Annotated in this window: 12 protein-coding genes; 2 read left to right on the top strand and 10 right to left on the bottom strand. The window is 37.1% G+C overall.

Annotated features, from left to right (window positions below):
• Nucleotides 1-23 precede the first annotated feature (23 nt).
• From addA to QUG14_RS11805, 5 genes are all read right to left on the bottom strand, one after another.
• Entirely contained in the window at nt 24-3,803 is a 3,780-nt protein-coding gene (gene addA / locus QUG14_RS11785; protein ID WP_289340726.1) for a helicase-exonuclease AddAB subunit AddA, read from the bottom strand.
• Complete coding sequence (gene addB, locus QUG14_RS11790; RefSeq protein ID WP_289340727.1) at nt 3,796-7,290, bottom strand: helicase-exonuclease AddAB subunit AddB; 3,495 nt, start codon at nt 7,288-7,290, stop codon at nt 3,796-3,798. The genes addA and addB overlap by 8 nt, the downstream gene beginning before the upstream one ends.
• A 165-nt stretch (nt 7,291-7,455) precedes the next feature.
• Nucleotides 7,456-8,010: a signal peptidase I gene (gene lepB / locus QUG14_RS11795; RefSeq protein ID WP_289340728.1), complete on the bottom strand. Its 555-nt coding sequence runs from the start codon at nt 8,008-8,010 to the stop codon at nt 7,456-7,458.
• A gap of 1 nt (nt 8,011) precedes the next feature.
• Nucleotides 8,012-8,665 carry a TVP38/TMEM64 family protein gene (locus QUG14_RS11800; RefSeq protein ID WP_289340729.1) on the bottom strand — a complete coding sequence of 218 codons (654 nt, stop codon included), beginning with the start codon at nt 8,663-8,665 and terminating at the stop codon, nt 8,012-8,014.
• A gap of 43 nt (nt 8,666-8,708) precedes the next feature.
• Nucleotides 8,709-9,662 (bottom strand): LCP family protein, encoded by a 954-nt coding sequence (locus QUG14_RS11805; RefSeq protein WP_289340730.1) that lies wholly within the window; start codon nt 9,660-9,662, stop codon nt 8,709-8,711.
• Between the two features lie 243 nt (nt 9,663-9,905).
• Here QUG14_RS11805 and QUG14_RS11810 point away from each other — a divergent pair, with 243 nt between their 5' ends.
• Nucleotides 9,906-10,271: a YhjD family protein gene (locus QUG14_RS11810; RefSeq protein WP_289340731.1), complete on the top strand. Its 366-nt coding sequence runs from the start codon at nt 9,906-9,908 to the stop codon at nt 10,269-10,271.
• A 17-nt stretch (nt 10,272-10,288) separates the two neighbouring features.
• Here QUG14_RS11810 and QUG14_RS11815 read toward each other — a convergent pair whose 3' ends face one another.
• Nucleotides 10,289-10,840: a competence protein ComK gene (locus QUG14_RS11815; protein ID WP_289344127.1), complete on the bottom strand. Its 552-nt coding sequence runs from the start codon at nt 10,838-10,840 to the stop codon at nt 10,289-10,291.
• Nucleotides 10,841-11,033: 193 nt separating this feature from the next.
• Here QUG14_RS11815 and QUG14_RS11820 point away from each other — a divergent pair, with 193 nt between their 5' ends.
• Nucleotides 11,034-11,267 (top strand): IDEAL domain-containing protein, encoded by a 234-nt coding sequence (locus tag QUG14_RS11820; protein WP_289340732.1) that lies wholly within the window; start codon nt 11,034-11,036, stop codon nt 11,265-11,267.
• A 51-nt stretch (nt 11,268-11,318) separates the two neighbouring features.
• Here QUG14_RS11820 and QUG14_RS11825 read toward each other — a convergent pair whose 3' ends face one another.
• The 4 genes from QUG14_RS11825 to QUG14_RS11840 form a co-directional block, all read right to left on the bottom strand.
• Nucleotides 11,319-12,587: a M48 family metallopeptidase gene (locus tag QUG14_RS11825; protein WP_289340733.1), complete on the bottom strand. Its 1,269-nt coding sequence runs from the start codon at nt 12,585-12,587 to the stop codon at nt 11,319-11,321.
• Nucleotides 12,588-12,680: 93 nt separating this feature from the next.
• Nucleotides 12,681-12,989, bottom strand: a complete 309-nt coding sequence (locus tag QUG14_RS11830; protein ID WP_289340734.1) for an AzlD domain-containing protein — start codon at nt 12,987-12,989, stop codon at nt 12,681-12,683.
• A complete protein-coding gene (locus QUG14_RS11835) occupies nt 12,979-13,710 on the bottom strand; it encodes an AzlC family ABC transporter permease (RefSeq protein ID WP_289340735.1) in 732 nt (243 codons plus the stop codon). The genes QUG14_RS11830 and QUG14_RS11835 overlap by 11 nt, the downstream gene beginning before the upstream one ends.
• 89 nt (nt 13,711-13,799) lie before the next feature.
• Nucleotides 13,800-14,576, bottom strand: a complete 777-nt coding sequence (locus tag QUG14_RS11840) for an enoyl-CoA hydratase-related protein (RefSeq protein ID WP_289340736.1) — start codon at nt 14,574-14,576, stop codon at nt 13,800-13,802.
• Nucleotides 14,577-14,636 lie beyond the last annotated feature (60 nt).

Below are 14,636 nucleotides of genomic sequence, written 5' to 3' on the forward strand. Positions count from 1 at the left end.
GGTGGGTTTATGTCTTTTCTTTTTTATAGCTTTAAAATATGTGCGCCATCAAAGAAGAATAAATATCTTTCATTGACCTTTCTCTTCCAGATTTGCTCCAACGCCTTTGTGTATAAATTGATTTGTAATCGGTATCGGTCTTCAAGAATAGGTTTAGCTTGGTCAAATCCAGCTTTGTAACGATCAGAGATACCATCCGATTTAAAGTCAATGAGAACAATTCCATTCTCATCTTCAAATACACAGTCGATTATTCCCTGGACAAAAACAGATTCATCCTCATCTTTCCATGTTGGATAGACTTCAGACGCAGGCAATGCTAAGGTAAATGGAATTTCACGATTAATTACTTTTGCATTTAAAATCCGTTTACCTAAATCTGATTCAAAAAATTTCACAATTAGTTGAGTATCGATGACCTCAGCTTGCTCGGCAGTTAGCAGTTCATTCGTAACCATCCATTCTACTTGATCCTCGATGGTCTTTACGTTAATGGCCCTTGTCACATCAACATGCTGCATAACCATATGCAGGGCTGTCCCCCTCTCGGCAGGACTTAAGGATTTTTCCTGCATAAATTTAGGACGTTTTGTGATTGATTTCTTAAATCTACTACTTATCAATTCAGTACCACTATGCTCATCAGACACTTCCCGCTGACGCTTCATTTCTGAAACAGATTGCTTTGAACGATGTGTTGAGGCATTGGCAAAGGAATACTCCCATGTTAGCACAGATTCAATTTCCTCTTTAAAGGGAGATGTTATGGGTATATGTTCCTTTTTCTCGACCAGCTCTAAAAAGGAGTCTTCTTCTACCCTTTTAATCATTTCCTGATGTTTAGCCTCATCAGCATTCATTACTGTAATTTTCCATGCAGAAGGGTGATTCGTAATCTCATCTGAAACAATGGAATGATGATTCTCACTTTTTCTTATTACATGACTGTCCTGATGCCGAATTAATGCAGGTCCTACCCAATCCATATAACAGCCTGCTGCTGCTCTTTCAAAGTCCTTAAGCAACCAATCTGGATTGGTAGATACTTCGTTCCACTGATCTATTTTTTTATCTGCATCCTTTAAAGTTCCTATCAAATAAAGCTTCTCTTTCGCACGTGTCAAAGCCACATAAAGAACCCGCATTTCTTCTGCAAGCATTTCCATTTTCTTTCTTCGCTTAAATGCAATTTGAGGCAAAGAAGGATAGGATATTCTTTTTTCCACATTTACATACTTTGCAGCAATTCCGTACTCTTTATCAAGCATATACGGTTTACGGATATCAGACATATTAAAGTTCCGCGATAACCCTGCAATAAATACTGCCGGAAACTCTAACCCCTTACTACTATGAATAGTCATAATCCGAACTACATCTTCCTGCTCACCAAGCGCTCTTGCAGCACCTAGGTCGTCTCCTCTTTCAATCATTCTTTCAACAAAACGTAAAAAGCGGAATAGACCTCGAAAAGATGTTTGCTCATATTGTCTTGCCCTATCGTATAATGCACGTAAGTTTGCTTGACGCTGCTTACCGCCTGGCAGCCCACCTACAAAGTCATAAAATTGTGTATCGCGGTACAACTGCCAAATTAATTCTGATAGTGACCCTTGACGGGCCATTGATCGCCATTCATTCAAATAGTCATAAAAACGACGAGCCTTTTCGTATAAAGCCTCTGTTTTTTCTGTGGGAGTGCTCCGACAGAACCTTTTTACAGCCTCCCAAAAAGTTCCCTTGTTGTGTAGACGTATTTGTGCCAATTCCTCTTCATTTAGCCCGACGATGGGCGAACGTAAAACAGACGCCAATGGAATATCTTGAAATGGATTATCAATTACTCTTAGCAACGACATCATTATGGCTACTTCAGTTGCTTCAAAATATCCAGAGGAGAGGTTTGCATAAACGGGGATTCCTTGTTGTTTGAATTCCTCCATTATTTGCGGTGCCCAAGTCATGGAACGAAGCAGGATCACCATATCGCGATACATGATAGGACGTGAAGAATCTGTTTTTGTATTATATACTTTTGTCTCGTTTGCGATTAATTGTTTAATTTTTGAAGCCATCACTCTTGCTTCAAGTTGGGATTTTTCTAAATCCACCTCATCAAATTCGGAGGATGATGACTCTGCTTCTGATTCAGCAGTTTCTGCTGGCACTTCTTTATCATCCTTATTTTGATTAATCATCAATAGTTCTATAGGAAATGATTCATCCTCAGGATATGGTGCACCAGGCCGGAGTTCGGCAGCTTTATCATATTCAATTTCTCCAACTTTGACACCCATGATCTGTTTAAATAAATAGTTTGTCCCCTCAAGAACCTCTTTCCGACTTCTAAAATTACGTGCAAGATCAATTCGTAATCCTGTATCTTTACCGTCCTGCCTGAAACGATTATATTTTCCCAGAAATAAATTAGGCTCTGCTAAGCGAAAACGATAAATGGATTGTTTCACGTCACCAACCATGAACAGATTACCATTAATCTCATCTTCTTTTGCGACCAGCCTTAAAATGGTTTCCTGGACCATATTGACATCTTGGTACTCATCAACAAATACCTCGTTAAAATGATTCCTATATGCTAACGCAGCTTCTGATGGGAGAAATACTCCTTCAGAGCTGATTTCCCCCGTTAATATGGCTAGACAATAGTGTTCCAAATCAGCATAGTCAACCAAACCCTTTTCTCGTTTCGCATTCTCGAAGCGCTCTGAAAAAACAGTGACCAAATGGACAAGAGTTTCAATTAGAGGACGCATTTCATCCATATCACGTAAGAAACCTTCTGGCTTTCTTGAAAAAAGTTCTTCTTTGATATCTTGGATCTTCTTTTTAGCTTTATCACGTAGTTTTTGAGCTTTTTCCGTCAACTCTTTTTCGAAATGATCCCCTTTTACTTGTTTTGCTCTTGTGAAAGACCATGTCTGCATTGCATTGTAAAGTGCTGACCACGAATCGCGATTTGCCTGTATTAGGGTATCAATGACAGTTAAATCATCTAGAAAATTCTCAGCCCTTGGTGCTGGACCACCTGGAAGCTTAGTCACTTCTAAGCCGCGCAAGATCATTTCCTTAGCACCTTCTAATTGGAGTTCTATATCAAATAGCAATGCTTGAATAAAGGATAAATCCTCTAAATTGGTTACCTCAGAAACATCATACATACCAATCATTGACCGTAAATAATGACTAGGCAAAGGGTTCGACCGAGCAAAATCATAAATATCTCTAACGATATCCATTAAGGCACTGTCGCTTCGATCACTGGTAAAGGAATCTACTAACCGAAAAAATGAATCATTATCCTTTTTTCCATACTCCTCTTCAAACAACTCATCCATTACTTCATCTCTAATTAATTGTGCCTCTGTTTCATCGGCGATTCTAAAACCAGGATCAACATCAATGAGGTAATAATATTTACGAATAACCTCCATACAAAAGGAGTGAAGTGTCGATATCGATGCCTTATTTAATAAGCTTAGTTGTTTTCGTAAATGCCTGGATCCTGGATCTTTATTTATCGCTTTTTCCAATGCTTCTCCGATTCGATGACGCATTTCTGCTGCAGATGCGTTCGTAAATGTTACGACTAATAACTCATCAACATCAATCGGGTCTTGTTCCGAAAGAATTTTTTGGATTATTCGTTCAACCAAGACAGCTGTTTTACCCGACCCAGCTGCTGCTGCAACAAGGATATCTTTATTTTTCTCCATAATAGCTTTCCATTGGTCGTCCGTCCAAGTTGCACCAGTTGGTTTAGGAGGTATTACTAAATTACTCATCATTGCCAGCCCCCTTTCTAATTAGCTCAAAGATTGTTTCCTTAGGCTGAGGTGTTAGAATTCGATAATGATTTTCAATTGACTCGTCAAATTGACAAACAGATTTGTAGGAACAAAATGTACAAGGCGTTTTATCCTTTAGTTTGAAAGGGGCGATTTCAACATGACCGTCCACTATTGCCTCCCCTGTAGTTTGGTAGACTTTTCGCACATAATTCCTAAGGTCGTCAAATTCATTTAGGCTCGCTACTTTAGATTTTTTCGTAAGATTGCCATCTTTTTTAATACCCGCAGAAATAATTTGTGAGTCACCAGATTCAAGTGTTTGGTCCATCAACTTAAGAACATTTTGGTCACCAACCATTAAGCCATTCATCTTAAACTTTTTCATGATTTCTTTTTCTATTTCATCAACACTGAGCAATTTGCTCGAGCTAATTAACGGGTTATGAACATGAAAATAAAGGACTCCAGCAGGGCTTGCCTTCATTTCTACTAGTTCTTCTGAATGTGTTAGGACGATATCTAGGTAGGTTAACATTTGGAGGGCAAGTCCATAATATACCTCGTTTAAATTAACATCCTTTTCACTTGATTTATAATCAATCACACGTAAGTAGGTACTATTATTTTCACCCTTTGCTTGATCCACTCTGTCGATACGGCCAGCCAATTCCATTCTTTTTCCATTTTTCAAAGAAAAAGTAAGTGGCGGAAGCTGCCCATTACGACCAAAGCTCAACTCTAATCCGATTGGTGAGAATCCACTTACTTTAGCATGGTCACTTAAAACTTGAGAAGCTCGAGTAATAATTTGTTCTAATTTTCTTTTTATATAATGGTGACGCTCTGAACTAAGGAGAATTTCATTCTGGAGCCTGGGTGCCAATGCATTAACGGCCTCCTTCGCCAGTTCTTCACATTGTTTCTTGGAAAGAGACGCCCAACTAAGTTTTTGCTCATTAACAAAATCAGAAATATGCTTTAAGGCTGCATGAAATAGTTCGCCTATATCTGGAGCCTCTAAACGAAAGACTTGCCGCTCCCGAAGCTTAAGTCCATGCTGAGCAAAATGAGAAAAAGCACAGCCATTATATAGTTCCATCCTAGAAACACTTGCCTGTATTGTATCGCCATACAATTCATCGGCTGTCTCCTTTGATAACTGTATCGTCTGGTTGGTATAAAAGAGAGAAGAGAATACCTTTTCTGCCCTACTTTTCCACTCACCCTTGATATAAAAGTTATAAACATCCCACCACAAGTTTGAGATAGGATAATTCCGCTTTTTCAATTGAAGTTGTCCGGTTAAGTAAGACAATGTTGTTTGGTAATTGGTTACAAAATTTAATTGCTCCTCTTCTGTTAACTCTGCTGGGTCTGTTCCGTAAAAATGCTCTTTTAATCCTGGATACATATCTTTCAATCTCTTAATATACGAGGAAGGTATTAATGCCTTTCCTTCATCATTTGCTAACGGATAGCTGACATAGAGAGTCTCTGAAGGTGTGGTTAGTGCTTTATAAGCAATAAAATTCTCATCTAATAACCGTGTTCTACTGCTTGGTGCCACAGTTAAATCAGCAGATAGTAACACCTCACGCTCTTCGTCCGATAGTATTCCTTCATCTGCTATTTTAGCTGGTAAAATCCCTTCATTAACCCCAGCCACAAAGGCTGCCTTTATGTCTGCCAGTCTAGATTTTTCTAAATCTCCGATTATAACCTGGTCTAGAGCTGGTGGAATGAGTGAAAAATATAGGGATTCAAATCCTGCTTCTAATATGGCTGAGAACGATTTTAATGAAACTTCCTCGTCCCCTAATATTTCAACATACTGATCTAAGAGATCAATACATGCATTCCACACCTGTTCATGCTCACGCATTTTTACAAGATTGCCTTTTTGCTCAGCAGCCATTTTCAAATTTTCTAGTTTTGATGGAATATCTAATTCTTCTAAATATAAATAGATTGCTTCACAAAGTTTTCGTCCAGTATCAGCCTTTTTAATCCTTCTAGACAAGCGTAGAATTGGAGCTGTTACCATAAGTTTTAATTCATTCAGTTGCTGTTCCATTTCTTTTTCAGCATCGGTTTGAACATTTGCTCCCATTTCTAAACCCTTGAAACGGCGGTAAGTCCATCGATCTTTCTTCGTCCATTTACTCCCTTTAATTCCATATGCGAGTACATAGTTTTCTAATCTATCCATTTTTTCTCGCATTTTATCTGGGTTTTCCTGAAGAGGGAATAACAATTCCGTTTTTATTACTCGAAAAACAGGCTCATAACGCCAAAATGAGTGAATAATTTCGAGAGTCGATCGAATTAATTCAATTAAAGGGTGGTTCAACATGGTCCTCTTTTGGTCAATAAAATAGGGAATCTGATAATCGGAGAAGACAGGCTCCACGATTTCATGATAGTCACTGCCATTTCTGATCAATAGAGCGATATCTTTATAGCGATACTTCTTCGAGCGAACCAACTGTAGAATTTCGCGCGCTATCCCTTCTATCTCTGCTCTACGATTAACTGCTTGACCAATATGGATATTTGTTTGCCCATAATAGGGGGAAGCAGGCCTTGTATCAAAATGATCCTCTAAATGACGTATGGATGGATTATTCCATTTCTGTTGCTGGGATAATAAGATAGGATTTTCAATTTCAATTCCTTCTATTCTAGCAATTTCGTTAATCGTACAACAAGCCTCAGATGATAACCGAAACAAATCTAATTCATCCGGAGGTATCCGAAAGGTATCTCGATTCGTTGTCATTGTTATCGTTACTCTCGGACAATGCTTCATTAACTCTTTCACGACTAAGTATTCCTGAGGTGTAAAACTATAAAAACCATCTATATAGATTTCGGCATTCATTAAGTATATTGATTGAGAAATCTTTTCTGAAAGTAAATGAAAGTAATCTTCGGAATCGATATATTTTCCAAAAACCTCATCCTCAAATTGTTGATAAATAATTTCTAAATCATTAAGTTTATCCTGCAAGGCCATTGAAGCACTTTCAGCATTTCCTCCGACCATTAGAGTCTCTTGAATTAGCTCGCTTGGCGTAATACAATAACGCTTAAATTCAGTAATCATCTGTTCTACTTGCTGAACAAATCCGTTTTTATCCGCTGCACGCTGAAACAATTTTAATTGATCTTTCTTATCCTCAATGATTTTCCGAATCAGCATGCTTATTCCAACACTGCTTAAATGATATCGGCTTATCCCGCCTGTTTCCTGTAATATTCTCCATGCTAATCGTGAGAAACTGAACACTTGTGCACGGATCATTCCCCCAAGCACTGGGTTTGTTGCCAATCGATATTCTGTTGAAAACGTCATCTGCTCTGGAACAATATAAATAATCGGTGCTCCTTCTGGACTTTCCAGCAGTCGGTCTTGTATTTCGTTCATACACAAATGAGTTTTTCCGCTTCCCGACCTTCCGGTTACCATTCTTAATGACATGTTTCTTTCCCCGCTTTCCAATGACCCTTCTATTATTCAATATTATTATTTTATCACAAAAAAGAGCACAAACGTTTGGAACACTTCCTGCCATTAATGGTAATTATTAAACAAAAAAAAGAGACGATATCTTTATCGTACTCTCTGGTTTAAGAACTACTCTTATTAGAATTGAACATCGACTTCGTTTAGCGGCCAATAACGGAGGTCGACTTTGCCCACAACCTGATTAACAGAGATGAATCCAAAATGCCTGCTGTCCCAGCTGCCCAAGCGGTTATCCCCTAATACAAATAACTTCCCCTCCGGAACCGTACTTTCTCCCGTAATTTCCTTCAAATTAAAGTCGCCAGTAAGTTTAATACCAGGTATATCTTGCTTATAAACAGATAAGAATGGTTCCTTATACTTTTCTCCGTTGATGAACAATTGGTCGTCTTTAAATTCAATTTTATCCCCTGGAAGTCCAATTACACGTTTCACAAAATCTTCTTTTTCATTTGCATGGAATACAATAACATCAAAACGGCTGAGATCACTAATTTGATAGCCCAACTTATTTACTACTAATTTATTTCCATCCTGAAGAGTAGGCATCATCGATTCTCCCTCAACCACATAGTTAGAAAAGAAAAATGTTCGTATAAAAGCAAAAATGATAATTCCAATAGCAAAGGCTTTAATCCATTCAATCCCCTCTTTTTTCCATTCAATATTCATTTTAGCTCCTCCGTTTCTTCAATTCTTTTCCTCTATTTATCTCTTCATTATGGTCATTTTCCATACGCTTATTCAATCTTACTTCAATTCTTTTTCCAACATACCAAAGAATAAAAATTACTATAAAAACAATTGCTGTACGGTATGGTTGAGTAATCAATGAGTGAAGATCGTAGCCAACAAAACTCATCGTAAAAATCATCACCATTTTGCCGATTGCAACAGCTAGCATGTATTGGTAAATACTGATTTTTGAAAAAGCGGCTACTACATTTACAACAACTGATGGTGTAAAAGGGAAACAAAGCAGCAAGAAAAGCGGTCCAAAACCATGTCGGTCTACCCAATCCATTAACTTTCGAACCTTAGGGTGTTTTGAGAGAAAAGAAAAAATTCGTTTTTGTCCATACCTCCTTACTAACAAAAAAAGTAATAATGCCCCTAAGCATGACCCCAGCCAAGAATATAAAAATCCTAGCCATAACCCAAAAGCACTCGCATTTGCCATTACAAACAGTACCAATGGCAAGAATGGCAAAAATGCTTCAATCATCGGCAGCACTACACCGGGTAATGGTCCAAAAGACCGATATTCTTGGATTAAGTCCATTATATTTTCAAGTGTGAACCACGCTTTGATTGCTTCAAAGTCCATATGCTTGCTCCTTAATTTAGTGCTATTTTGCTGCTTTATTCACTTATTGGGTTAAGAATTGATGAAAGGCCTCTCGGTTCATTTCTAAATCTAAATCCAAAACAGCACCTTCACCTTTTATTGTTGCATCCTTATATCCGTTTTCTATCGGAATTCTAAAGGTTTCTATATTTCCTCTATCTTTTGCAAAGAAATCCTTTGCCATAAACAACATATCTCCAGTATCCATGTTTGTGTTGACATATGGTGTGACTACTCCAATTAATTTGGGCAACTTTGGTATCGTTTGAATGCCTGAAAGCTGATCACTTATCGCCTGAAGCGCCTGCTGCTGGCGTTGAACCCTGCCAAAATCGCCTATCGCATCGTGTCGAAATCGAACAAAGCTAAGCATTTCCTTCCCATTTAGTCTTTGCAGTCCTGGTTCGAGCGGAACTTCGATATATTCTTCCATTCTCTTCTCAACGTCAATTTCAACGCCACTAGGAAAGGCTTCATCAATCAATTGCACAAAACCTTCAAAGTCAACAATCGCATAATACTGTAAATCAATGTCAAAGTTTTCTTTGATGGTTTTTCTCATGAGTTCAGGACCGCCACGCATAAAAGCGGAATTGATTTTATGCTTACCTTCATCGGGGATACTCACATAAATATCTCTCATAATGGATGTCAACTTATAGGTTCCTTTGTCTTCATTATAGTGTGCAATCATGATTGTATCGGCTCGGGATTTTTCCTCACCCGCTCTAGCGTCACTTCCTAATAAAAGAATATTGGTTGCGCCATACTGATCCTTTTTACCTTCAAATGTGTATACTTCTTCACTCACACTCTTTTCTGTACTCCCATTATTAATTTTCCCTAAAGATTGGTTAACTCCTTGGTTATACTGATAATACGAATAACCGGCTGCTGCACCAACTAGCAGCAGCAGGGTTAATAATATAGATTTTGTTTTTCTTTTTTTCTTTTTTCTATGTTTTTCATATCTCATAACTTTACTCACCCATCTATGTAATATTTTGATCTTATCGACAGCTACATTTTTAATGTATCTATATATAATTCATTTTTCCCGAGATAATATCCTTCTATCAAAAACTTTCTCATACAAGTACCAAATTTTGCAAATAAAAAAACCGCAAGCTTTTAAGCATTGCGTTTTCAAGCAGATTTTTGTATGATAAAATAAGAACAAACGTTCTCTTTAGGTAAAAAGGAAGGAGTTGATGATGAAATGACAAGAATTCCAGAGGACGATCGTAATATAATGGAAAAAGCCATCTATTTGCCGATGGTATTAATTATTTTAAATCGTGATTTAACTGTTGTTGAAAAGAGTCCATTTAAATTAAAAAAACCCTATTTAGAACTTATTGAAGAAACCATGAAAAGCATCCAAAAAGAATTAGCAGAAGTGAAACAATACATGAAGAAAAATAACCTCCAAGTAGTTGAAACAAAACGGGATGATGCCTTTACCATGTATTTGTTCTTATATAAAGGGTATGAAGAAGCTCATAATTACTTTAATCCAAGAATACGCAATAAAGTTCAAGAATTAATGGAGTTTTATTTCTTAAAGCAGCATTTGTCCCGTTAAGAAAATGATGTTTATCTTTATCTTTTTTTGCCATAATCAAAAGAATTCTCTGATGCTTCCATCGGTTTTGGCCGTTGCACTAAATAAAAAGCTTTTCGTTCATTGTATTCAATTCTCTGCATTAACTTCGTCCTTAAATACGAAGTTCGTTCCATTTGAGTGATAATTGAAGTACACGAGACCGGAACTTTAAAAGATTGTTTATTTTTAAATAGGATCAATGCTTCTTGAGGATTAATTCGGTCATGATCTTCTACATGTTCATGGGAAATCCATATACACTCTTGACGGTTGGGTGATGTGGTGGGAAAGAAAAAAATGCGGTTTGTTGGATCAATCGCAATCGGAATCTTATGAGCGTAACCGACTAACTGTCTTGTCCCATTCCTCCGACCTTCATAATCACATCCATAATATTCACAACTATTTCTAATAATATCGAGCGGTTTAAAAGGGGATAAAAATTCATCATCTACTTCAACTATCTGCGAATAAATTTTGCTTCCATACGCAATAGGTTTAATTAACATCGTAAATGGATTTACCTCATATTCTTCTATCTGCTTCATCTTCAATATCTTCAACTCCATTAGCAATTTTATCCATCATATCATGATTATTTAATGATTGATTTATTTTTCTGAATTGTTGCGAATTTATTCACAAAGTTATTACAAAAATATATGTCAGAAAATTATAAATATTTATTGATATTATCAAAAATAATCCATATAATATTAAAAAGCATCAGAGGTGATTTTGATGAATGAGAAATCATACACGGAATTAATGAAAATTGGTGCCATGAAACGTCAACGGAGAGAGAACTTTGTCCAGGAGTTATACATCGATATGCTCTTATCAGAAATTCAGTTAACGGTTGAAAAAGAAAAACTGCTAAAAAAAATTGATTGTGCAATTGACCATCGGGATAAAAAAGACTTTTACTTCCTTTCCAAGCAGCTTATCGAAATAAACAAACGATTTGGGACGTAGAGTCACATAAAAGAGGAATGGGAAAGGAGAATAAACTCTCCTTTCCCATTTTTATTTTCGTTGTTTCACTTCATATTCTTCAAGCATAGAAATGCGTTCAAGCATTGTCGGATGACTGTAACGGAAGATCTTGACTAATAAAGGCGGATTGACTTGACTTAATCCTGAGCGGGTTAACTCTTGGAAAGATGTAATAGCTGCATCAGGGTTCCCAGTCATATTTATTGCATATTGGTCTGCCCTTGTTTCTTCATAACGAGAAATTAGATTGGAAAAAGGACTGGCAGTAAACATTAACATGGAAAGAATCATGAAAAATAGTGGTAAGGATCGAATATCTTTTACCTCTGGAATTTTAAGTTCTTTTCCAAAACGTGCAACTGCCCAATTCATAATACGATACGTCAAATATAAACCAAACAGGGATAGTAATAAGTACAAGGTAATTCCAATATAAATATGCTTTTCGACATAATGACAGATTTCATGAGCCATGATAAATAGTATTTGGTTATCTGTTAATTTATTTAAGGTTGTATCCCAAAGTACAATTCTTGCATTCGAGCCTATCCCCGATACATAAGCATTTAAGGAATTCGTTTCTTGGGACATATTCACTTCAAAAACATGTTCCGCAGGAATTTGCGCCTTATCCGCTAATGCCAAAATCTTTGTTTCCAGTTCCTTATTTTTCAAAGGATAAAAATCATTATATAAAGGGTCAATGATCACTGGCTGTAAAAACATCATGAACAGTGTAAATGGTACGGACAAAAGCCAAGCATAAAGCCACCAGCGTTTAATACTTTTTTTCATCAGCCAGTACAATACTGGAACAATAATCATTAAGGTTCCGAAGTTTATCCAGAAATCAATTAACTCTTCTCGCATCCAGGATGAAAAGGACTGTGTTGATATGTTATAGGTTTTCGATAAGTAGTAACTAATATAGCTAAGAGGAAAAGTGGCCAAATAGGCAAAAAATGAAAGCCATATTAGATAAATAGCAGTTTGAAGCAGTTTATACTTCGATGAATTATCTGCCCATTTTTTAAACGCCTTTGAAAAACCAAATAATAACACTAAAAAATAGAACAGCCACTCAAACGGTGTTGATAGAAAAAATAACAAATTTCTTATTTTCGAATACTCTTCACTTAACATTAACTCTCTGCCATTTAAAAAAGTGGCAGGATCTGCCTTTGTTCCTTGATATTCAAAGGGCAGGCTGGAGTCTGCAAAGTGAAATAAATACCAGTAGAAAAATAAACCATATATCACATAGGCCAAAACTGCATAAAATCCCATCTTCCTAACCATGTAATGTTTTGTCCCCCCTTTTGTACAACCTCTCTATACATAGTTTAGTTATAAAAGAAAATAATTAGAACTAAAAAAAGCCGGAGTTCCGACTTAAAGAAAATAAGAATATAGGGCAAGAATTGTAATGGAACCTAGAACAACAATGATTATATTTGCACCTAAAAAAGCAGCAGCAAAAGCAGCAGCAGCACCTGCAATTCCATACCAGATATCCCCCTTTTGAAGTAAAAGGATCGCTGGGAAGATTAATGCTCCCAATGTTGCATATGGAACATTTTTCAGTACTCCTTGGATAAAAGGCGGAAGTTCCTTCCCTTTAAACAGTACAAATGGAAGCATTCTTGGTATATAAGTTACAATTCCCATTCCTATAATCATCCACATAATTTCAGTTTTCATTCTTCACACCCCAATACCTTGCTTTCCCCAGTTCGATTAGCTCGACTAATACAGCAGAAAGTATCGTTGAAATAACAATTGACCATCCTTGTGCCATCATGTCGCCGAGTGTAAAGATTGAATTAAAGATTGCGGCGAGTGCAGCTAGAAAACACACTTTAACACTTTTCTTCAATGATGGCACTAACAGCCCCACGAACATGGCATAAAGAGCAATTCCCATACTTTCTTGTAATGTTTGAGGAAGACTTGCCCCTATCAAATGACCAATCCCGGTAAAAATAACCCAACTTGAGTAAGCTAACAGATTTACTCCAAACATAAATCCAGTCGTTGCAGTCCCTTCTTTGGTCGCCGCAACAGAAAATGTCTCATCGGTAATTCCAAAGGAATAAAGCATTTTATTCCCGAGAGTGTCATCCTCGCATTTCTCATTTAACGTGGTCGACATTAGAAAGTGGCGAATATTTACGATAAAGGTTGTTAAGATAATTTCAAAAATTCCCGTTCCATAAGCAATTAAACTTAATGAAATATATTGTGACGCACCTGCAAATACAATCATACTCATTAAAACGGATTCATAGATAGACAGTCCTGATGTTTTGGCGAGGAGCCCAAACGTCAATGCAATTGGAAAATATCCAATACCAATACTTATCCCTGCCTGCAGTCCCTTTTTAAATTCAGAAGACTCCTTTTCCATTGCAAACTCCGACAACTTTACTCCCTCTCTCCTTGCTATAATTAAAATTAAATATTATCAAATTTTCAGAAAGAATGAAATAAAAAAACATGGCGGGAACCATGTTATTTTCCTTTGTACACAGGTTTTCTTTTTTCTGCGAAGGCTTGCAGTGCTTCTATTCTATCTTCTGTTGGAAGAGTCACTTCATATGCTTTCCTTTCAATCTGAAGTCCAGTATTTAAATCAACATTCATTCCGTTTTTCACGGCAAATTTAGCCTGTTTCAATGCAATTGGACCATTTGCAAGCATTTGCGAGGCAAGTGCTAAACTCTCGGAAAGCAGATCTTTCCGACAGACAACTTTTGTGACTATTCCAAATGTTAATGCTTCTTCTGCAGTGAAACGGCGGGCGGTAAGAATCAGCTCCAAAGCTTTAGCCTGCCCAATTAATCTTGGCAGTCTTTGAGTCCCTCCCGCACCTGGAATAATGGCAAGACCTGTTTCGGTTAACCCCATCACTGCCTCTTGTGCAGCAATACGAATATCGCAAGCAAGGGCTAACTCCATTCCACCACCGAATGCAAATCCATTCATTGCAGCAATAGTAGGCTGTGGAAGTTGGTCTATTGCGTTAAAGACCTCATTTATTTTAAATAAGTTGCGTTTTACTTGCTCATCTGTAAGATTTTTTCGCTCCTTTAAATCTGCCCCAACACTAAATGCTTTTTCCCCGGAACCAATAAAAACAACAACAATGATATCAGAATTGATCCGAATTTCCTCAACCTTATTTTGCAATTCTATTAGGGTTTCGTAGTTGAAGGCATTAAGAGATTCCTCACGGTTAATCTTTACGATTGCTACATGGTTCTTAATTTCCACTATGATTTGATCCATGGCTTAACTCTCCTCTCTTTTTCAAAAGAAAGGCAGGCTGACTGGCCTGCCTTTCTACTA

It is taken from the genome of Neobacillus sp. CF12 (genome assembly GCF_030348765.1).
Classification (GTDB): domain Bacteria; phylum Bacillota; class Bacilli; order Bacillales; family Cytobacillaceae; genus Neobacillus.

Bases quoted from the DNA above. Each gene is read 5' to 3' on its own strand.
- QUG14_RS11825 (WP_289340733.1), bottom strand. From the start codon at position 12,587: ATGGTTAGGAAGATGGGATTTTATGCAGTTTTGGCCTATGTGATATAT.
- addA (WP_289340726.1), bottom strand. From the start codon at position 3,803: ATGAGTAATTTAGTAATACCTCCTAAACCAACTGGTGCAACTTGGACG.
- QUG14_RS11800 (WP_289340729.1), bottom strand. From the start codon at position 8,665: ATGGACTTTGAAGCAATCAAAGCGTGGTTCACACTTGAAAATATAATG.
- QUG14_RS11840 (WP_289340736.1), bottom strand. From the start codon at position 14,576: ATGGATCAAATCATAGTGGAAATTAAGAACCATGTAGCAATCGTAAAG.
- QUG14_RS11805 (WP_289340730.1), bottom strand. From the start codon at position 9,662: ATGAGATATGAAAAACATAGAAAAAAGAAAAAAAGAAAAACAAAATCT.
- QUG14_RS11820 (WP_289340732.1), top strand. From the start codon at position 11,034: ATGAATGAGAAATCATACACGGAATTAATGAAAATTGGTGCCATGAAA.
- QUG14_RS11810 (WP_289340731.1), top strand. From the start codon at position 9,906: ATGACAAGAATTCCAGAGGACGATCGTAATATAATGGAAAAAGCCATC.
- addB (WP_289340727.1), bottom strand. From the start codon at position 7,290: ATGTCATTAAGAATGGTAACCGGAAGGTCGGGAAGCGGAAAAACTCAT.
- QUG14_RS11830 (WP_289340734.1), bottom strand. From the start codon at position 12,989: ATGAAAACTGAAATTATGTGGATGATTATAGGAATGGGAATTGTAACT.
- lepB (WP_289340728.1), bottom strand. From the start codon at position 8,010: ATGAATATTGAATGGAAAAAAGAGGGGATTGAATGGATTAAAGCCTTT.
- QUG14_RS11815 (WP_289344127.1), bottom strand. From the start codon at position 10,840: ATGAAGCAGATAGAAGAATATGAGGTAAATCCATTTACGATGTTAATT.